Origin of the sequence: Mangrovibacillus sp. Mu-81, assembly GCF_036867415.1 — a bacterium.
Lineage (GTDB): Bacteria > Bacillota > Bacilli > Bacillales > Bacillaceae_B > Rossellomorea.
The window spans coordinates 45,594-66,718 of the sequence record NZ_JBAJHU010000013.1; the positions used below are offsets into that span (position 1 = coordinate 45,594).

At 44.1% G+C, this 21,125-nt stretch carries 16 protein-coding genes and 2 riboswitches; of the genes, 3 read left to right on the forward strand and 13 right to left on the reverse strand.

All coding sequences use genetic code 11. From position 1 onward, the window contains the following. Positions 1-793: 793 nt before the first annotated feature. Complete coding sequence (locus tag V6B33_RS19285; RefSeq protein WP_334219304.1) at positions 794-1,966, reverse strand: MFS transporter; 1,173 nt, start codon at positions 1,964-1,966, stop codon at positions 794-796. A gap of 281 nt (positions 1,967-2,247) precedes the next feature. Then, positions 2,248-2,353: riboswitch (SAM riboswitch) on the forward strand. A 222-nt stretch (positions 2,354-2,575) separates the two neighbouring features. On the opposite strand from V6B33_RS19285, the gene V6B33_RS19290 reads away from it, so the two are divergent. Further along, positions 2,576-3,892, forward strand: a complete 1,317-nt coding sequence (locus V6B33_RS19290; RefSeq protein WP_334219305.1) for a Na+/H+ antiporter NhaC family protein — start codon at positions 2,576-2,578, stop codon at positions 3,890-3,892. 62 nt (positions 3,893-3,954) lie between these two features. Here the strand turns inward: V6B33_RS19290 and V6B33_RS19295 are convergent, their stop codons facing one another. From V6B33_RS19295 to V6B33_RS19320, 6 genes are all read right to left on the reverse strand, one after another. Next, complete coding sequence (locus V6B33_RS19295; protein ID WP_334219306.1) at positions 3,955-4,710, reverse strand: (S)-benzoin forming benzil reductase; 756 nt, start codon at positions 4,708-4,710, stop codon at positions 3,955-3,957. Between the two features lie 126 nt (positions 4,711-4,836). Beyond that, the gene (locus V6B33_RS19300) at positions 4,837-5,301 is read right to left on the reverse strand and encodes a helix-hairpin-helix domain-containing protein (protein WP_334219307.1); all 465 of its coding nucleotides are present in this window, start codon (positions 5,299-5,301) and stop codon (positions 4,837-4,839) included. A 15-nt stretch (positions 5,302-5,316) separates the two neighbouring features. Beyond that, positions 5,317-7,275, reverse strand: a complete 1,959-nt coding sequence (locus V6B33_RS19305; RefSeq protein ID WP_334219308.1) for an ABC transporter permease subunit — start codon at positions 7,273-7,275, stop codon at positions 5,317-5,319. A gap of 201 nt (positions 7,276-7,476) precedes the next feature. Then, positions 7,477-8,190, reverse strand: a complete 714-nt coding sequence (locus V6B33_RS19310) for an EAL domain-containing protein (protein WP_334219309.1) — start codon at positions 8,188-8,190, stop codon at positions 7,477-7,479. Between the two features lie 77 nt (positions 8,191-8,267). Continuing rightward, positions 8,268-8,350: riboswitch (cyclic di-GMP riboswitch) on the reverse strand. A 108-nt stretch (positions 8,351-8,458) separates the two neighbouring features. Beyond that, entirely contained in the window at positions 8,459-9,043 is a 585-nt protein-coding gene (locus tag V6B33_RS19315; RefSeq protein ID WP_334219310.1) for a DNA-3-methyladenine glycosylase, read from the reverse strand. Between the two features lie 74 nt (positions 9,044-9,117). After that, positions 9,118-10,167, reverse strand: coding sequence for a DmpA family aminopeptidase (locus tag V6B33_RS19320; protein ID WP_334219311.1), 1,050 nt, complete (start codon positions 10,165-10,167; stop codon positions 9,118-9,120). 277 nt (positions 10,168-10,444) lie between these two features. Between V6B33_RS19320 and V6B33_RS19325 the strand changes: the two genes are divergently transcribed. Beyond that, a complete protein-coding gene (locus tag V6B33_RS19325) occupies positions 10,445-11,224 on the forward strand; it encodes a CAP domain-containing protein (protein ID WP_334219312.1) in 780 nt (259 codons plus the stop codon). Positions 11,225-11,425: 201 nt separating this feature from the next. Further along, positions 11,426-12,289: a LiaG family protein gene (gene liaG / locus V6B33_RS19330; protein WP_334219313.1), complete on the forward strand. Its 864-nt coding sequence runs from the start codon at positions 11,426-11,428 to the stop codon at positions 12,287-12,289. 48 nt (positions 12,290-12,337) lie between these two features. Here liaG and V6B33_RS19335 read toward each other — a convergent pair whose 3' ends face one another. The 6 genes from V6B33_RS19335 to V6B33_RS19360 form a co-directional block, all read right to left on the reverse strand. Next, positions 12,338-13,066 (reverse strand): YqcI/YcgG family protein, encoded by a 729-nt coding sequence (locus V6B33_RS19335; RefSeq protein ID WP_334219328.1) that lies wholly within the window; start codon positions 13,064-13,066, stop codon positions 12,338-12,340. A gap of 122 nt (positions 13,067-13,188) precedes the next feature. Continuing rightward, positions 13,189-15,369, reverse strand: coding sequence for an FUSC family protein (locus V6B33_RS19340; RefSeq protein ID WP_334219314.1), 2,181 nt, complete (start codon positions 15,367-15,369; stop codon positions 13,189-13,191). A 277-nt stretch (positions 15,370-15,646) separates the two neighbouring features. Then, positions 15,647-16,804 (reverse strand): mannitol-1-phosphate 5-dehydrogenase, encoded by a 1,158-nt coding sequence (locus V6B33_RS19345; RefSeq protein WP_334219315.1) that lies wholly within the window; start codon positions 16,802-16,804, stop codon positions 15,647-15,649. 2 nt (positions 16,805-16,806) lie between these two features. Then, a complete protein-coding gene (locus V6B33_RS19350; protein ID WP_334219316.1) occupies positions 16,807-17,241 on the reverse strand; it encodes a PTS sugar transporter subunit IIA in 435 nt (144 codons plus the stop codon). 13 nt (positions 17,242-17,254) lie between these two features. After that, positions 17,255-19,357: a BglG family transcription antiterminator gene (locus V6B33_RS19355; RefSeq protein WP_334219317.1), complete on the reverse strand. Its 2,103-nt coding sequence runs from the start codon at positions 19,355-19,357 to the stop codon at positions 17,255-17,257. A 211-nt stretch (positions 19,358-19,568) separates the two neighbouring features. After that, positions 19,569-21,020, reverse strand: coding sequence for a PTS mannitol transporter subunit IICB (locus V6B33_RS19360; protein ID WP_334219318.1), 1,452 nt, complete (start codon positions 21,018-21,020; stop codon positions 19,569-19,571). Positions 21,021-21,125 lie beyond the last annotated feature (105 nt).

The window sequence follows — 21,125 nt, forward strand, 5'->3', positions numbered from 1 at the left end:
GATTTCCGTGCAAGATTTCGTTTTCCCGCTGCTGGCTGTGTATTAAAATATTGAACAAAAAACTGCCTGAAAATTTCTTAACGGTTTCGGATCTCGAATTTAAAAACTAAATTAGCACACCGATTAGCAGTCCTATTCGCAACTGAATTAGACTGCTTCTTTTTGTTGATATATATAGCGGTTGAAATAAGTAAATCTGCCCTTTGAACCCCTTTTAACAGGGTCATAAGCTTATTTATGTAGCATGAAAATTCACATGCGAATTGTTATCCCACTTGGTGTGCTGCGGATGCTATTTAACTAGCAGGAGGTGGGTGCTGATTTCTAGAGGCAGATAAAAGAGGCAGATTTTTTCATCCTTTATTGTGAGTAACGTCTTTGATTGTTTAAATAAGGGAAGTTTTTTCCGTTATCCATCAGAATAGGGTTAGGTTCGAGGGATATAAGGGCAGTTTTTCCCGTTAAGGCAAAGAAGAACGTTCCATTTTCATGCTTTTGAAGTAATTAGAGGAAATTTTCACCTCTATTTACTCTGTTTTTCGTGCTGTTTCCTCAATAAGAGGAGTTTCTTCCCTTATTTTAGTAGCTTATTTTCTGGATATTCTTGTAGATTTGGAAATCGCCAACCAATGCGAATCTTAGGATGAAAAAATGCTTGGAGCATATTAATATGTCTCCAAGCATTTTCCATTTTAATTCCGGTGCGAATTACTATACGATAAGCACTGGTCATTCATGTTTTGTACTTCAAAACAGAACCACTTTAAAAATTTCTCATTCAGCTTTTACGCAGTTAATAGGCAAGAACTTCTTTCTTCTCTTCTTTCATCAATACAAAGCAAAGGACAATGCCGATTAATGAGAGGAGTGCAAAAAATAAATAGACTGCATAGATGGAGAATGTTTCGAGAATGAACCCGCCGATAAAGGTACTGAACCAGTTTCCCAGACCATTTCCGATTGCCGAATAAATGGTGACCGCTGTAGCTGTGATATGAGCTGGGGTGATTTCCCTTATATAACGCAGTCCTGCCGGAACGAATAGACCGATTGCGAGACCCTGCATGACAGCTGAGCTGTACACAAGCCAAAGACTTGGTTCCGTGAAGTAGAACAGCCAGCGGATCAAGGACGCAGCTCCTGCCAAAGCCGCTACCGTCAATAAACCAAAGCGGTCAATCCAGCTGCCTGCCACTCTCATGAAAGGCACTTCGGATAGTACGGCGATCAAGAATGCAAGACCGATTCCGGCATATGTTCCGCCGGAGTCTTCAACGAATAATCCGAAGTACGTATTATTCGCGAGATTCGGACCGAACACCATGAACGTGACGGCCAAAAAGATCAAAAATTTCTTCAGTGCGAATAGTTCCTTCATCCCAGCTTTCAAATCAAGCTTTGCCGCAGCCCGTTCCTTCGGGAAACGGAAAGCCAGTACGGCTGAAAACACAAGACAGATGAAGAAGGCGTAGAAAATGATGGTCGGTCCTATGAAACCTTCCGATAATCTTCCCATCACATACACGGCAACACCGAACCCCAATGAACCAAACAAACGAATATTTCCATAATTGTAACGGACTTTACTCGTATATTTCAGACTGATACTATCTGAAACCGGGATAATCGCACTCTGAAAAACTGCAACGAGTATTGCAATCAGAAGCAGTCCGTAATAAAGATCGGTTATAAGATACCCGAGGGCAAATATGCCGGCAACCAATGAAGTAAAGGCCAGCACCTGTGTAGGCCGGTTGGTCGCGTCACTTACCATCCCCCAGACCGGCTGAAAGAATATCATCATGATCGGCCCGATCGACATGATTGTCCCGATCTGGTATCCATTCAATCCCACACTTTCACTCAGATATACACTTAACAGCGGATATAAACTCCCCACTCCAAAAAAGGTTAAAAAGTAAAAACCTTGCAGTGTAAAAACTTGATTTCGTATCGTTCTTTCCACTTCCGTATCCCCCAGATGTTTTTTTATCCCTATAATACTAGTCCTATTCAAGGTAATTGTAAATAAAATCATTCCTTTTTCTGGATACATCTTTTCACCTGTTGAACGGCTGATTTGATGGAAAAATCCCATAGTAATCAACTTGCCAGATTCCCATTCAACAATGACGGATGCACTGATTTCGCTGTCCCTTAGAAAAGGAAAACAAATTCCCGTTTGACTTTTTTTCTTAAACGTCTTAAAGTATGTAAGTATAATTTCACAAATGAATAGGATAATTCTTCTTATCCAGAGAGACGGAGGGACTGGCCCTGTGATGTCTCGGCAGCGGACTCAATTCGAGTGCTGTGCCACATCCAGCAAGCAGAGATGCTTGAAAGATAAGGAGAGTGTTTCTCATATTGGAAACCTCTTCTTAATTTGAAGAGGTTTTTTATTTTTATCGTTACTATTTTATCGGCCCGGATAATGAAAGGTCGTTGAAATTGGTACCGATAGGACAGGCTTGCTGGCCGCCGTCAACATTCGTCGCCTGAAGTAGTATTGCCGGTAAATGTCCATCCCATAAAAATTCATCACGAAAGCCAATTGTCAAAAGGAGTTGTTCGAATGTTTGAAGAAAAAGGTAAACTGTCGGCATTATTGCCATTACTCATATTTGTTTCACTCTTTCTGGGTGCGGGAATCCTTTCAGGAGATTTTTACGCTTTCCCAGTATTAGTTTCCATTATTATCGCTGCTGTTGCGGCGCTTCTCATGAATCGAAAGGAATCTCTGAATGCTAAAGTGGAACGCTTTGCTAAAGGTGCAGGACACCCTGATATTATGATCATGGTCTTCATCTTCCTTTTAGCCGGTGCGTTCTCGGGAGTAGCAGAAAAAATGGGCGCCGTTGATTCAACGGTGAACCTTGCCCTATCTGTACTTCCAGAAAATCTACTGATTGTTGGATTATTTTTAATTGCAGCGTTCGTTTCACTATCCATGGGTACTTCAATGGGTACGATCGCGGCACTTGCCCCAATCGGTGTCGGGATCAGTTCAGGTACTGACATCGCCATGCCTATTGCGATGGCTACTGTCATCGGAGGAGCGATGTTCGGTGACAATCTATCGTTCATTTCTGATACAACGATAGCAGCCGTGCGTACACAGAAAACGGAGATGAAAGATAAATTCAAGGTGAATTTCTTTATTGTTCTTCCTGCAGCGATTCTTACGATGGTGATCTTATTCTTTATAACCGCAGGAAATCATTCAACTGTAGACGCACAGACCTATAATTGGGTGAAAATCCTTCCTTACCTGGGAGTCATCATCGGTGCATTGGCAGGTTTGAATGTGTTCGTGGTTTTATTTGGAGGAATTGTCTTTTCCGGAATCATCGGATTTATTGATGGAAGCTTTACACCTGCCAGTTATTTCGGAAGCATTGCCGATGGAATGACCGGCATGGCGGAAATCGTCATTCTGACTGTGCTGATCGGCGGCGTGGTTGAACTTATCCGCTATAACGGGGGCATCCAGGCGCTGCTTTATCTTGCCACCCGCAGGATCAGATCACCGCAGGGAGCACAATTGGCAACAGCAGGACTTGTCAGTTCAACGAATCTTTGCACGGCGAACAATACGATTTCTATTATCATTGCAGGTCCGCTGGCAAAAGAGATCGGTGACAATTATGGAGTAGACGCCCGTAAGTCTGCTAGTATTCTGGATATATTCTCTTGCTCCGTTCAAGGCCTGATCCCTTATGGAGCACAGGCATTATTGGTTGCAGAAACGGCAGGAATATCACCAGTAAGCGTTATTCCATATGCTTTCTATCCAATCCTGACAGCAGTATGCGGTCTGGTGGCGATCCGATTCGCACTGCCGAAGTTCACACGATCCAAAGCAGCCGAACCGAGCACAGTACGCTCGTAAAAAGAAGAGACAAATCTCATTTAATTGAGATTTGTCTCTTTCTTTGTATTGTCAATACAGAATTACAATAAATCATTCACATGATAAAGCTTGCCTGATTCGATTTCTGTTTCGGTTACAAGCTTCACCAGGACCTCTGCGACTGTATCCGTGTCTCTCAGCATGCCCTGCTCTTTGTATCTCTTAAAGTTTTCTACATCTGCAAATGATTCTTCCGAAGAGGAACGGATTGTACCCTGCATATCGGTATCCATTACCCCTGGACTGAAAGCAATGGCTTTATGCCGGCTCCCGTTCTTTGAAAGCTCCAGGCTCACGGTTTCTGTCAGCATATTGATTCCCGCTTTCGTGGAACAGTACGTACTCCAGCCGTAAACAGGTCTGCTCCCTGCCCCTGAGCTGACGTTGACCATGATCAGCTGACTACTGGATCCTTGCGAAGCCATCAGCATTTCATTCGTCACAATCATGGGCGACAGCAGGTTCACATGGACGCTCTTCTTGAGATCGCTGTTATCCACCTGCCCCGAAGGATTGATCGGCGTCACTACCCCTGCGTTTTGCACGAGGTAGATTCGGTCTGCATTCAAGCTGAATACATGACTTCCCGCTTCCCTCATCATTTCCTCTGTTTCCTGCGGATCAGACAGGTCGCATTGGAAGAACTGATAGGATACGCTTCTTTCTTCACAAAGCTCTCTTAACGAAGCATTATCCGACCTAGAAACATTGATGAGTGAAATCCCTTTCTCAATGAAACGTTTCGCGATTGACTCGCCAAGCCCCCTTGTGGCTCCAGTAATCATTGCATAATCCATGTGACCCTCTCCTTTCTTATTCTTTGATTATATAGGAGACATAATGAATCACAAAAACTTTTGATCCTCTCATCCAAAAGAGCTTCATCGTTGAGTAAGGGAAGCTCCTTGGTTACTGATATTTACTTAACGCGCATCCCACGCTTTTGTCGGACGGTCAGACGGGTAGCCGTGCTTGTTTCTGTATGCTTTTCTCTCTTCGGTAAAGTCCCACCAGTTCTTACTGCTGTCCGGGTTACGGGCATGGTGTACAACACACCTCAGGGAATCTTCCACGCAAGGGTCCATCCACACTCCGTATTTCTTCTCGAGCGTCAGGGTGAGGTCTTCCCCTTTTTCATTCTTAATCTCTTCATATGAATAGTATTGAAGATCTTCCACTACATTATGGGCCATGTTCGGACCGATTGAGGGGATTCTCTGAAAAATGGCCATCCCGACTAAATAACGCGCTCTCTCGAACGATAGATTCAATCTGTCACTCAATTCTTCAGGAGTAAGCTCATAAAGGTCGCTCAGTTTAATCTTTTCCCGGCGCAATGATTTTCTCTCTTCGTCTGTCAAGGGCAGCTTCGGTCTTGTACCACTCATATCCATTTCCCCCTTCTATCCTTTAAGATTATGCTGCTGAGTAAACTGGAAATCCTCCAATACAGGCTGGTATGTTTTCTTTTTCACCAGCTTGTGCTTTGTTTGGATAGGGGTATTGTCAACCAGTACCCCGACTTTCTGCTGCTGGATCTCCTTCACACCCTGTACGATGAGCTGCATGGCGATGATGGCGAGCATAAACGCAACAAGCGGAGCAACCGCAATCCAATATTTTCCGGTCATCAGTGAATACCTGGCAGAACTGATCAATCCCGCCCATTCGAATGTCCCCGATTTTGGCGGGTCAGGCATGTCGCCCCCGGTGATGATGGTTCCGCCCAGGAACAGATGGAATAATCCCATATGCACCAGTATAAGAAGGGTCTGAATGAATTGATTGCCGAATATAATGAATAATCTCGGTGCAAGATGAGGGAAGAGATGCGTCCAGAGTAAGTGCTTGTTACTGCCTCCAAGCAATTTCGCCGACAGCACAAAATCTTTCCTTCCTATCAGTTTCAGTTCATTCCCGATTAATACGGTCGTTAATGGCAAGACGAGGATAGTGAGTATGATGGCTTCATACATAAGACGCTCAAACATTGAATTATCCCATCCGAGCACTGGCAATCCCCATAAAACAGGTCTCAGCAATAAGTAAGCAATCAGGCTTAAAGGGAGGAAATGAATGGAGTCGACCATCCGATTGAGCCAATTCTTCTTGTTTTCTTTCAAGTAAAAGTGATAGACAACCCCTAAATAAAATCCTCCGACCACCCGTAATAAAGCGACAACCAGTGCAAATACTAATGTATACTTTGCACCGACAATCAACTGATCCAGAATGCTGTATCCATAAATATCCGAACCAAGGATCATTTCACCAAACGGCTTATGAGGAGGAGCAGAAATGATCCTTCCCTCTTCGTTTTGCATAAATTGAATGAATTTGATCGGCTTTTCTTTTAATATTGAATGACCAAAACTATATAGAATCATAATGATAAGCGCACTGCAGCCTACAGCAAACTTAGGGTTGTGCATATGCTGCCACCACAACCTTCTTAGCGTACCGAGCCACCCCCAGATCTTCCATTCAGTCCATTTCTTCTTATCTTTCTTATACTTCGTTTCATCTTCCATGCTTCCACCATTTACCCAAAGGTAGACCCCTTGATATAGAACAAAGAACGGGGTGAAAATAAGCATAAGGGAAATGGCAATCACCATCGGTCTGAAATCCTGGACAATGTAATATGTAATTCCTCTCATATTGAAGATTGTTTCAATCACAAACAAACTTGATAGCATTCCCCAGATAATGATTTTTCCGTGGTAGAAAAAGCTCGGTGATATGTTTTTCAGAACATGGGAGAACAAGATTCTCCCTTTGGACATCCCTTTACTCTGTGCAAATTCAATATGCGGTTTGATCAGTTCTTCCTCTGTAATCAATAATAGGATACGAAAGAATGAAATCATGGGAATGACCGAGAGTGTAATCATGGGGGCCAAATAGATTTTTTCCTCTCCCAATTCTGTAAATTGCATCAGCTCAAACCCGAATTTCTGAAAGATATATACGATAAGCAACTGGAGCAAGAAAGCAAACAACAGATCAGGAACTGTTTCCAGCATGTTCAGGAGCTTCTTAAGTGACGATGACAGCCAGCGGGGGAGAAATACTGTGATGACGGTTAACACAAATGCCAATAGAAGTCCTATTGCCAAGGCACCGCCTAATACCTGCAAGGAATACAGATACGGCTCCCAGAGCATCTCCATGAAATGTACAGTATATCCTTTATAAGAATAACTCCAGCTGTCTATATCCATAAATGCATAGATGAATCGGATGATTTCCTCGAAGTACCCGATAAAGTTATACAGCCCTCTCTCCCTGACAGCTTGAGGAGCTACGCTTATCGCCATGATTCCGAGAAGACCGAGAATGTAATAGAAAACCAATTTCATCGGAAACCTCATATACTTCATCTTCATTCCCCTTTTTTCTTTTTTCTACAGTCTAATCCATTTTTTGAATTATTTCAATTTTATTTCAATTATAACAATTCCTTACAAATGTTTGCCGCTATCCAATCATTCAGCTTTTTCAGTAAAAAGGAGACCGGGTTTTCAGTCCATCTATAACTGAAAATCCGGTCTTCTCCATCGTTAAGCAAGAAGCTGCTTACTGGGCCTTCCCAAGTAGTACCCCTGTCCAAGAGTGATTCCCAGCTCTTTGGCCACCAGCATATCTTCCTCCTGTTCAATGCCTTCCAATATGATCAGGGTATCGTTTCCATAAAATTGATTAAAGAAAGAGAGGAACCGCTGCTTCCTTTCACTTTCAGCCAGGTTTTTCGCAAAGTACCGATCGAGCTTGATAATATCAGGTTCAAATTCTATGGATTTTTTGATGGATGCTGTACCTTGACCGAAGTCATCAATCGCGTATAAAACGTCATAGTGCCTTAGGCTTTTCAATGTTTTCGCTAATAATGGGTTCTGCCAGAGCTCGTCCGGGGTGGACTCATTCAGCTCAAGAACAAGCCTCCCCCGCAGAGTGGGAAATGCGTCCATAAGATAATCAAAATACTTGTGAAAACTGGGATGTAAGATCGTTGTGACATACACATTCACGAACAGCTTCCCAATCTGATTTCGATTATGGAAGAATCCCTCGATTGCTTTGGAAATGGAGAGGGTATCCAGTTTATATAATATATTTGCCTTTATTGCAGACTGAAAAAGCTTTTCGGGATTCATCTTATGCGTATTCCGAAGCAGCGCTTCATATCCGTAAAGCGATTGAGTCTGTTCAATTGTGTATAAAGGCTGGTAATCATGATAGATAAAGTCATCTTGGAAAATCGAAAATATATTCATATAACCCCTGTACTCTCTTTATGGTAGGTTTTTGGAACGGTATAAGAAAAAAGACCACATGAAAGAACGAGGATACGTCCGTATGTGGTCGGTTGCGCTACTAGCTCCCCTGAATGTAAGCGCCCATCTATCATGTCAGGTTCACAGCTCCCAATGCGAAATTTATCATGTTATGTAGAATTAGGTTGCATTAAGTAAAATATACCATAAAACTAGTCCATTTGGTGTGTTTTTTCTTTATTTTTTAGAAAATTTAAAATACACAGTCTCACCTGGAGATATACGGGCTGCCCTTGACCCAGAAACGGTACGGATAATCCCTAGCTTCTCCCGTATTATCAATGCCGATTCTCTTGCCGCAAGCAATCTCATCTGGAGTATATCCCTCTGCGATGATAAGCGGAGGTTCTGTATAAAAACTTCCATAGTCCTCCATGGTGATTCCTAAGGCTTTCGTCAGTTTACCCGGGCCGCTCGTCCAATTTTTCATCGGCTGCCCTTTCCTTCGCTGCTCCATTAAACCAAGTCCCTCCAACGGTTCAACGGCACGTATCAGAATTGCATTCGGCACCCCGGGCGCTGCAGCTACGACATTGACGAGGCAGTGGGTATGCATGACATACGTATAAACACGGCCGGCTTCATGAAACATGATTTCCGTCCGTTTCGTACGACGGTTACCGAAGCTGTGGGCTGCCCTGTCTTCAGGTCCGAGATAAGCTTCTGTTTCAACAATGTAGCCTGAAGCGGTCCCTTCCTCTGTTTCTTTTACCAGCACACAGCCTAAAAGTGACTGGGAGAGTTCTAACGTCGGCTGATTGTAGAAAGAAAGAGGCAATGGTGTATAGTTCATCGTTTCACATCCTTTCCTTGTATCCTATCCTTATACTTCCACAATGCTTTCAGGAGAAAACAATATTTTTTCCATTATGTCTTTAACCCGGTCAGCACCTCCAACGGAATGGCTTCCACTCTCCTGCCACTTCTTCCTGACGTCGTTTCTGCCTTCGCCAGGGCATTCCATATTGCTTCCTCGACACAATCGACTGCCATTTCGAATAGCGTGGAGATCATCTCCCCATCTTCTTTAATGAACGAGTATGTCATCGTATTTTCTTCAGAAGGTTGATGTGGAATCTTGTGGGCAGTAGAAAAAGCAAGGACGATATCACCGCTTCCGTGCGCTGCATAAGAGCCGGTTCTGGAAAGACCGAATGACGCCCGTTTCGCCAGCCTCTTGAGCTGCCTTTCGTTCATAGGGGCATCCGTGGCCAAAATAATCATGATCGATCCATCCGGGATTTCCCGTTCTTCTTCCTTCTCAACAGGGAAGCGCAGGTCAGACCGACGTCCGAAATTCGTCACTACAAGGGCACCGACTGAGTAATGCTCATCATTAAATTTGTGTTTCCTGGAACTAGTACCGATACCACCCTTGTATCCTAAACAGAGCATCCCGGTCCCGGCACCGACGCACCCCTCTTCAATGAATTCTGAGTGAGCATGCAGAATGGCTTTCACGGCATCATTCGGGGCTACATGAAGTCCCCTGATGTCATTCAGATACCCGTCATTGCATTCCCCCACGAATACATTGACCGTTCCTGCCGTGTCGCCGATCTCCGGGTTTTCCTCCATCATATATTGAATCGTTCCCCTCATGACATCTCCGACAGAAAGGGTATTTGTAAGCATGACCGGACTTTCAAGCACACCCAATTCCTCGATTTGAATGGTTCCCGCCGTCTTGCCGAATCCGTTGATGATATGGGTGGCTGCGAAGACTTTTTCTCTGAAGACATTACCTTCATGAGGCAAAATAGCTGTCACACCCGTGCGTACAGCTTTCCCATCTCTATCCTGATAAAGTGTTTGATGCCCCACTTTGACACCTTCTATATCGGTAATGCTATTAGCTGGCCCCGCAGGATAAGAACCGATCTTCACTCCAAGGTCACGCAGTCTTTTTCTCTCCATGAAACTGGACACTCCTTTATAATCTACTCCTTTTATTATTCGGTTTTAAATGGGGTATTACCTTTTTCTCTTTATTATTCGGTGCCTGGCTCGATCCAGCCTTTGAGCCAGGCACCATTTTTTAACACATAAATTAACCACATCGTTCCATAGCCTGGCACTTGCACTCCCACATATTTCTCAGAATATCGCACTTGGAAGGTGCAAATATTAATAACTGTGGCAGCAATCCATAGCCATTCAGCCCGTGATAATAAATCATATGGAGGAAAGCAATTTGAAAAAACATCTTAGATTGATAAGCATATGTGCGATGGTCCCTTTGATGCTTTTAACAGCATGTAACAATAATGACGGCAATGAGAACCTTACAGGGACGCGAGACGTCAACTATGACCCTGTAAGCTACGGCAACGCAGATTATCCCAACGGAAATTCAGATCGCGGCAGAGCGGCGGATATGGGCGGTGCTAATGTAAATGACGGCAACCAGAATGCCCTTCACCGGTTCATGGCGCCGATTGATCCCAATGGAGAATTACGTGAGTTCACACATTTAGATCCTGGAGAAGATTTCAATCAGAACGGGGAAAAGAAAGCTCAACAGCCAAATAATGGACAGCCTGAGCCCCCGGCAAAACAGCCCCAGAAAAAAGCTCAAACCCCAGATGCAAGCGGTTTTGTGAAACAAGTCGTTGATTTAACCAACCAGGAACGCAAAAAGAATGGATTGGGTGCACTTAAGACAGACGGTGAATTATCAAATGTTGCTGAAATGAAATCAGAGGATATGAAAGATAAGGATTATTTTTCCCATACCTCACCGACTTACGGCTCTCCATTTGAGATGATGCAAAACTTCGGAGTTGATTATTCTTCTGCTGCAGAAAACATAGCTGTCGGGCAAGAATCTCCACAATCAGTTGTAAATGCCTGGATGAACAGCCCAGGTCACCGCAAAAACATTCTAAACGGCCAACTAACACATATCGGAGTTGGAATCGCTAAAGACAACAGCCAGGGTATTTACTGGACCCAAATGTTCATATCAAAATAATAGAAGCAAAAAGAAGGGCTGATTGCAATCGGTCCTTCTTTTTGCTTCTACTTACTTTTTTCAAATTAAGGTCCATTACTCACCGTCCTGTACGTCTTAAGACCGAGTAGAAATTAATTCTGTGGCGTCATTGTTGTGAAAGACGGCATCCATTACAATAAACTTATGATTTGGAAATACAAACCAAAGCGAGGGATTGGGATGAAGAATATTTTTGCCGTGATTATTGCATTGTTGGCTTTAGGTGCACTCTACATCATTTTAAATGATCAAACTTCACTGTTCGCGAAAGAAAATACATCAGGAGATTCCGTCAAGGTTACAAATGAGATCGATCGAATTGAACTGTTTCTCGAAAGCGGCGAGACGGAAATCATTCCGACTGATGATAATGAAGTAAAAGTTGAAATTGACGGTAAAGGAAAACTTACTTTGAAAGAAAAAGGAGATACAATCGAAGTTGTAGTGAAACATAAGTGGTATCAATGGATTGCCTTCAATCGCAAATCCGATGTCACCGTTTATCTTCCAAAAAAGTACGACCGTAATATGACAATTGAGCTCGGATCGGGAGAAGCTGTATTTAACGGCGGCTCTCAATCGAAACCCATGCAATTGGATGAACTGACGGTTAAGATGGGTTCTGGTGATTTGGAGCTTGCTCACTTCGATACAAATGTATTCCGTCATCATGGTTCTTCAGGAGATTTCACCCTTAATCATGTGAAGACAAAAGACGGGAAAGTCGAACTCAGTTCGGGAGATGTGGAAATTTCAAACTACGAAGGTCCGCTTAGCGGAGACGTTTCTTCAGGAGATCTATCTGTCATGATGCAGAAGATGGCAGGAGACATCGACCTTGATGTCAGCTCGGGTGAAGTCAATCTCGACCTCCCGGATGATGCAGGCTTCACACTGGATGGACGTGTGAGCAGCGGGGACGTCTCAACCAACTTTTCATTAACAGATAGGAAAGAAGACGATGGGGACCTCAGCGGAAAGGCAGGTTCAGGGGAATATCAAGTGAAAGCTTCTGTATCAAGCGGGAGTGTGGATATATACTAATGAAAAAGTGACAAACCTTTTGTATTGAGGTTTGTCACTTTTTTCATATTACCCTTTATGATGAAATGGACATTTCCCTTTAATCGGTTCGACATCATCACCGATGAAGTACTGCTTCCATTCGCGGTGTTCAGGATCGCCATAATGGCTGATATTCGGGTGTTTCGAAAGACCATCCCATTTCTCCACCCGTTCCCTTACTTTTTCACGGGACATGATGCCGCCTTTAGACGTGCCTTCGAGTCCTTCAAATATTCTTCTCGGCTGAAATCCCAGTACGAGGCTGTTTCCGAGGTCCCTTGTTTTACGCTGCTTATAGGCAGGAGTGTTTCCGAAAACAAAATATGGTTCTTCAGCGAACGAAAATGCCCATAAATGATGGTCGGGATCCTCAGGATAATCCGCTGGCCAAGGCTTGTCATCCCTCTCATGAAGGTACTGAAGGATATTCCAGAAATAGTTGCGATAATATGGAATATCCTTTTCTTCTTTCTCAGGTTCTACAAATAGAAAGAATCCATGCCGAATGAGGCGCTGCCCTTCCGGAATATCAAATAATCCGTTGAACTCCTGAAGGGTCCGGGGGAGGTGCTCCCAATCATCATGGCTTATATATGAGTAACGAAGTTCACCTTTTTTCTCTCCGGTCATTCCAAAGTAGCACGGGAACGTTTTATCGGTCACCACTTCATGAAATCTTTCATATTCTTCTGTCACCCATTGCGGAACCAAATCAGGGTTTTTCATATCTTCTTTTGTAAACAAATAACTTCTCATGTCTGACACGACTGCCACCTCACTATCATACTGATGTAAGTGTTTACCCTTAGAGAAGCAGCTTAAAACAACCGGTTGTTCAACTTTTAAAAAAAAGCGAAGACCGGCCATCCGTCTTCGCCTTACTCTTCTATGATTTCCGCTCCGATTTCCTTACCGATTGCAACGATTGATTGGTTGATGCGCCAGACGTAATAAAGATGATGAATGACATCTATTTGGGAGTGCATCCTGCTCGGGGCAAGCTTCTCGATTTGGGAACGCTCCTCACTTAAGCTCCAAAGAGAAATCCGGCTTTCTTCTCCATTCAGGAACGTACGCAGAGCTTCGATATTTTGTGAAAGTTTACCTTCTGTTTCTGCAAATAACTCATATAACTGATCAGATATCTTCCCGTCCGCCTTTCTGTTAGCAGATGCGAGAAGATGTTTCGCGTAATAATTGATGGCTGTCGTGACCGTGATCCATCTGCCGATTCCGGAGCGTGTGAGTGCGCCCGGTCTTTGAAGGAGGGATGCCGATTCGTCCTTTACCGCCTGCAGTTTTTGATCGAGGTCGAATGCCTGATCCGTAAACGAACCGCGATCTGTCCTCATAAAGCTCTTCAAATAAACCGAAACGTAGCTTTGCAATTCATTGAAGAACTCATCAAGCGAGTCCCCCACCTTATCTTTCGTTTTTTTCGGGAGGACAAGGGCGGACACACTAAGGGCGATCACCGCTCCTGCAATCGTATCCAGCACTCTCGCCCCCATCAATTCAAAACTGATCCCGCCTAATAATAAATCATACATGAACGCAATGAGCATCGTGATAAAGAGACTCATTAATGTGTAAGAGACGGTGAACAAATACAGGGCAAGGAATAATACAAGAAACAACAGAAAGACTTCAAGCTCGGACTGGCCAGAAACAAGCTTGGCAGCTGCAAACCCGATAACAGCACCAATGACTGTACCCACCGAACGTTGAAAACCTTTCATATACGTTCTCCCTACAGACTCAGTGCCGATCTGGATGATGAAAGTCGTCAGCAACACCCAGTAAGGCTGTGTCGGAGAAATCAATTCACCCACAATGATGGCCAAAGATCCGGCTACCAGGGCTTGAATCCCTTTTCTTGTCTGCGGCTTCAGGGACGAATCTTGAGATGTATCCTCTTCTTCCTCATCCGCTTTGCCTTCTGCCTCAGCTTCGACTGCAACGGTTTCCCGTCCTGTCACTTTAAGCGATTCCTGGATTGTCAGGGCTGCTTCAAGTACATGGTTAGCAATTGATTCTATTCTTCGTAAGAGGTACACTCCTTTAGGTTTTTCCTCTTGATTCAGGAGCTCGGTCAGAAGCAGGCGGAGACCTTGAATTGCTTTTTCCGCCTCCTCTAAATAATGGGGATCGTAATTATGTGCCAGGACTTCCGCATCCCTTAACGAGCGGATGACCCACACCAATAAACGTCTCACTTCCACAGATTCAAGTGTATCCAGATCTTTCAGCTTTTTAAGTGAGTCCGTCAACGTCTGCACAAGCATTTCAGTATCGAACACATAGAGTCTCAATTGGGACGATTCAATACCGGGCCACAGCTTTTTCAAATCCTCCTGATTGATCTCGGAAGAAACGATTCTAGCATAATCGTTTAAGCGGTTCACATTTTTATAAAGAAGCTTCCTTCTTTTATGACTGCTGTTCGGATCTTCAATCATTTTCATCAAAATCGTAAACGTCACATTCGACTGGATATGGAACGAGCGCATACTTCTCCGCAGCACATGGACAGAACCCTTAAAGAGCAGATAATTATAAACGTAAGCAAATAATGCGCCAACAGCGATGCCGATATAAAACCACGTGAGGTGAGCAGCACTTAGTTGCAGAATAAACGAAATATAAAGGGCCATAAAACCTGCCATTCCCATTGAAAAATAGCGGATCTCAAACCGTGAGAAATAAAATGCCGAGAAAATCACCAGCACCATCAGTCCATTCACAAGAAGGCTGTAATGGGCCAATAAAGATCCCACTGTAATTCCACAGGCAACCGACACACCGATCAATAGAGTCGTCACCTTCTTTTTCCCCTCGGTATCATCCATCACGACCATGACCCCGAGCATACCGACCATCCCCGAAACAATAGCCGGAGTGATCGCCGGATACTCCCATAACTCCAGTAGGAAAATCATGGTAAACACAGCAGAAATCAAACTGATCGTTGCCTTCCCTGCCTGCTGAAACCTCTTCCGTCCGGGGTCAGACGCCAGAAACCTCCCCAGCCAAACATGTTGTCTATGTAAATGCTTCATACACTCATCATACCTTTACCGTTACTCTCGATTTCTTATATCGTACCCTTCTCATGAAAAAAGTAACCTGAACTGTCGATGCAGCAGGTTACTTCCGTTGTTGGTGCAACTAAGAGAAACAGGTTGTTTATCTATTTTTACGATTATACGGGTTTTGATTGTGGAGGTAAAGGAATGTGCATTTGTGTTGGGTTTCTCGTGAAGAGGGGATCCCGGCTGCACATACAGGTAAAATTTAAAGCAGCGGCAATCAGCCGCTGCTTTCATCAGATTCACTTCACTTCATACCTTCTAGTTTTCTATAAACCGTCTCCACCTGCAAAATAATCGGATGATTCGGATCCAGGCCTGTAATCTCACTTAGAGTATTCGCAGCCCCCGAAGCTTCGATCTTATTGTTCAATTCGAACGCTTCTCCGTCTTCTTTCACATCAAAAAGCAGAGCCGCAGCAATTACTTGTGTAAGGTTACTGGGTACTTCTTTAAATAACTCGTAGAAGCTTAAAGCCGGACCCAATAAGCGGTCGTTCTTTCCAAGTTTTCTTATTGGGGAACGGCCTACCCTTGTCACATCGTCGATAATGAATGGATTTTCGAAACGGCTCAGGATTTTGTTGATGTAATCCAGGTGATCTTTCTGGTCAAATCCGTACTTCTCAACAATGACCTCCCCTGTTTCTTTAAGTGCCCCTGACACGACTTCGCTGATTTCTTCATTCTTGATTGCTTTGTCGATTTCATGGAATCCGTAGACATTACCCAAATAGGCAATAGAAGCGTGACCAGTGTTGACCGTAAATAATTTACGTTCGATATAAGGTGCCAGGTCCTCTACAAACTTTACTCCGCCGATATCAGGTACTCCCCCTGTCATGGCTGAAGCGTCGACGACCCATTCATAGAAAGGTTCCACTACGACCATTAACGGATCATCATTCGTTTGATTAGGCACAATCCGGTCCACCGCTGCATTCGGGAATGCAAATTGCTTATCGAATTTGGCTTTCTCTTCCGCGGCTGCTTTCTCGTAGACTTTTTCCTTTAAGAATGCACTGCCGCCGATCATGTTTTCACAGGCTATGATGTTGAGCGGGGCATCTCCTGCCTCACTTCTCTTCTTCAAGCCTTCGTAAACAAGGCCGGCAATGATACCAAGGATGTTTGGTCCAACCGCTGTAGTGACTAAATCAGCACCGGCAATCATTTCAATGACTTTCTCAGGGTCCTCCATACTATTCAAAGCGGATACACCTGTAATGAGTTGTTCATCCTTCTCCTGATTTGCCAGTACAATCTTGTATTCTTTTTTCTCATTTAACAGATTCACGATCTCCGTATTTACATCGACAAAGCAAACCTCGTATCCTTCGTCATGCAGAAGTCCGCCTATGAATCCTCTGCCAATGTTACCTGCTCCGAAATGGACTGCTAACATGATCAGTTCACCTCTTCGAATAGATCAAGGATGGTTTGTGCATCTTTCGCTTCCACGATTTTTTCAATGTTTTCTTCCTCGGAACAAACGATCGCAATTTGAGAGAGAATATCGAGATGTTCATTGTTCTTTCCTGCAATGCCGATCAATACTTTGACCATGTTACCATCACCGAAGTCCACTCCTGCCGGTACCTGAATGATTGAAAGACCTGATTCTTTCACCAATTCCTTGGCATCCTCCGTACCGTGCGGGATTGCAACGAAATTCCCCATATAAGTGGAAGTGAGTTCTTCTCTTTCAAGCATTTTCTCAATATAATCAGCTGCCACGTAGCCTTTCTCCACCAGGATTTCACCTGTTTTACGGATCGCTTCTTCTTTATTGGCAAGTTGTACATTTAATTGGATGTTTTCTTTCGTTAGTATCGTAGACATGTTGTCAACACTCCTATTGGTTGTATTTTTTGTGAAAGAACTCTTCCAGTTCCTTCGTTAAATAATCAAGAACTGTCTCCTGACTGCCTTCTTCGAATCGTTTCATTGACTCTTCATCCCGAATGACGAGTGTACTGATATGGCTCAGTACTTCAAGTGTTTCTTCTTCCGCCGTCTCAGCTGAAAGCATGAGCAGGATCGTGTCGATCTTCATTTCCTCTCCATCCATTCCATCCACCATTATGCTCTCGCGTAAACGAATCATTGTAAATGAAGGGGTTAAAATGGCATCGCTTCTCGTATGGTAAAGGGCCATTGACGTATGAGGGATGCCGAGACCGCCTGACTTCTCCCGTTTCATTAAGTGAGAGATGACAGATGCAGCATCCCTTACCATCCCTTTTCCCTCTAATTCTGTACATGCACGTGTCAGAACTTGTTCAATCGACGATGCTTCTCTCTGCTCTGTGATCACAAAACCGGTTAATAGCTCAAAGATGGCAGAAGAGCAGTTTCTTACTGACTTCATTTCGTTTATAAAACCCATCCCGCCGCTCCGTTGACTGGTCTGTGATTTCGACAAAGGGTTCTTCTTTCTTACCGCCTCGTTCTTTGAGTTCGTCTTTTCCTTGATCCTGTCGATTTCTTCATGGGTCAGGAAAGGGCTCACCAGAATGTATTCACCTGTGAAGTTTTTCAAAGGAATGGTGGATATGATGAGATCGTAATCCTCCTGATCCAGTCCATCCAAATCAAACAGTGATGCATTCTCCGTCTCCAATCCCGGCAGTTCCTGATGAAGCTTGGTCGACAGCATCTTGGAAGTCCCTATTCCGCTTGAACAAACGATCAATGCTTTTTGCTTCGTACCTTCTTCCCTGTTCAACAGCGCGGAAGCAAAGTGCATGACGAGGTAGCCGATTTCTTCCTTAGGGATTCTAAGCTCAGGGAACGTTCTATTCGCCCCTGCTTTGATAATACCGAATAGCTCCCGGTAATCGTCTTCAATCCGCGTCAGCAGCGGGTTATCGATGCGCATGTTCTGTTTCATCCGATAAAGCGCCGGTCTCAAATGGGCAACGAGTCCTTGAAAAAGGTCCACATTCCTCGTTAAATCAATGCTGAGTGCTTTTCCTACGAATTGAATGAGTTCCTGTGCTTTAATCCCGACTTGAAGGCTTGCGTCTTCCAGCAGATGATCCTGATTGGTTCTGAGTTTCGCTCCCATCAGATGCATCGTGATATAGCCGATTTCGCCGTAAGAGATGGACAGCCCGAATGCTTCCTCAAGTCCGTGCACGATGTCGGCAGCTACTTTGAATTCCCACGAGTTCTCGATCGATTCCAGATATTGCTGATCAAAGTTGATCTCTTCGCCCTGCTGAATCCTCTCGATGGCTAAGGCAAGATGAACGACCAGACCTATATACGCACTGTCAGCAATCGTGTAGGGCAGTTTGTCTTTCATCTCTTCTATCTTTCTTTCAATCACGAGAAGTTTATTCTTATCGACTAGCCCCAGCAGCCTGTCTGTAACGGTCCTCATATCAGCAGTAGATTTCCTCTGGATATTCTCCTTGATGATAGAAATGAATTCGAATTCATCAAGGTTATTCAGGATCAGGCTGCTCATGACTTTCCGTTTCGACGACTCTTCTCCTTGAAGTTCGACGCCATAACCCCTTTTCCTTATTAACATCAGTCCAAACGGAGTTAACCGTTCTTCCACTTTGTTAAGGTCATTGCTGATTGTGGCAATCGTGACATTAAGATCATTCGCCAGCGACAGCAGCTTAACAGGCTCTGCTGCGTCCAGTAAAACCGACAGGATCAGCGTTTGTCTTTCGTCCGGAGTGTATTCACTGTGAGATACGTTAAAGAGGAAAGCCTGCAGTTTGCTTTTACTTCTCTCTTCCCCTATTATCTCGATTCCTACACCCGATTTTTTATTAAGCTGCAGTCCGTATTCTTTCAGGATATCTTCTATTCCCTTTAAGTCCCTGTGTACGGTCCTCGGGCTGACTTCCAATTCTGATGCCAGGTCGTGGACCGTGGTCGTTTTTTCTTTTACCAGTAAAACTTCCAGTATTCTTCGTTCTCTAGCGGATATATACATGATTTCACCACCAAATGAGGAAATGGGCAAATGGGATTACTTGTTGCCATTATTAAAATTGAGTTCCTCTTATTATTAATCATAAAGGGAGTTTTCCCTTATCTCAATAAAACATTATTGTGATTTCGTCAATCTCATTGTTGCCATCTTTTAATTGATGTAGTCGAAAATAAGAGCCTGGCACTTTTTGCACCAGGCTCTTTTCGTTGATTTATGATTTGATGTCTTCCACCAGCTGATCGTATTTAGGGCTGTTCAGGAAGTTATCGACTGAGATGTGGTGGGCACCCGGCAGTTTTTCTTTTGCACGCGGTGTCAGGTCTTTGTGAGTAATGACGACATCTGCATCGCTTGGGATGTTGCTGATCGATGTGTTTGTTACTTCGATGCCTTCAATTTCAGCTTTCTTGACTTTGTTTTTCATGATGGATGCACCCATGGCGCTAGAACCCATTCCTGCATCACAAGCAAAGATGATTTTCTTTACATTTTTAGGGTCGAAACCTGCTTCAGAAGTTGGAGCCGGAGTTTCTTCTGCCGCTTTCTGAGCTCCGAAAGAATCCGCAACTGAACTCTTCTTCCCTTTCATTTCCTGCATTTTGTCTGCCGCTTCTGTTATATCCTCACCTTTGTCTTTGCTTGCTTTCAAGATGATAGAGGCAATGGCGAACGAAACAGCCGTTGCGATTAGTACCCCGAGGATGACTCCCAGGTGATTTCCTCCCTTAGGTGTCATTCCCATAAGTGCGATGATGCTACCTGGGGACGGCGGTGCCACCAGACCTACATTTAGAAGACTGAATGTAAATACGCCGCTGATTCCGCCTGCGATCGCCGCCAGAATGAGAGCAGGCTTCATCAGGATATACGGGAAGTAAATTTCGTGAATCCCGCCAAAGAAGTGAATGATAGCCGCACCCGGTGACGTTTGTTTCGCTGTTCCTTTTCCGAAGAACATAAACGCCAGCAGGATCCCTAAACCAGGTCCAGGGTTTGATTCCAGTAGAAATAGAATCGATTTACCCGTCTCTGCTGCTTGCTCAGCACCAAGCGGACTTAAGATTCCGTGATTGATCGCATTGTTTAGGAACAACACTTTGGCAGGCTCGATAAAAATACTTGCCAGGGGCAATAATCCCGCGTCTACAATCGCTTCAACACCGGATGCCAATACTTTGTTCAGCCCTTCCACTACAGGTCCGATTGCTTTAAAAGCCAAGATCGTTAAAATACCTGCTAAAATACCTGCAGAGAAGTTATTCACGAGCATTTCAAAACCTTGCTTCACTCTTGGCTGGATGACCTCGTCAATTTTCTTGATTAAGTATCCCCCAAGCGGCCCCATAATCATGGCTCCAAGGAACATCGGGATGTCGGAACCGACAATCACACCGATCGTCGCAGTGGCACCGACCACTCCGCCTCGTCCTTCATATACAATCTTACCGCCTGTGTACCCGATCAATAATGGCAGCAAGTACGTGATCATCGGACCTACCAGCTGAGCGAGGTCCTCATTTGGCCACCATCCTGTAGGAATAAATAATGCTGTAATGATCCCCCATGCGATGAACGCCCCGATATTCGGCATGATCATACCGCTCAGGTAACTGCCGAAACGCTGCACTTTCACACGAAAGTCAGATTTATTTTGATTTGACATGTTGTCATAACTCCTTTCTTCATAAGGTAATTCATTTTGTTATACCTTCATGATAAAGCGGTTACAAACCGTTATCAATTTAAAGAAAGTGCTATTTTGTCACGG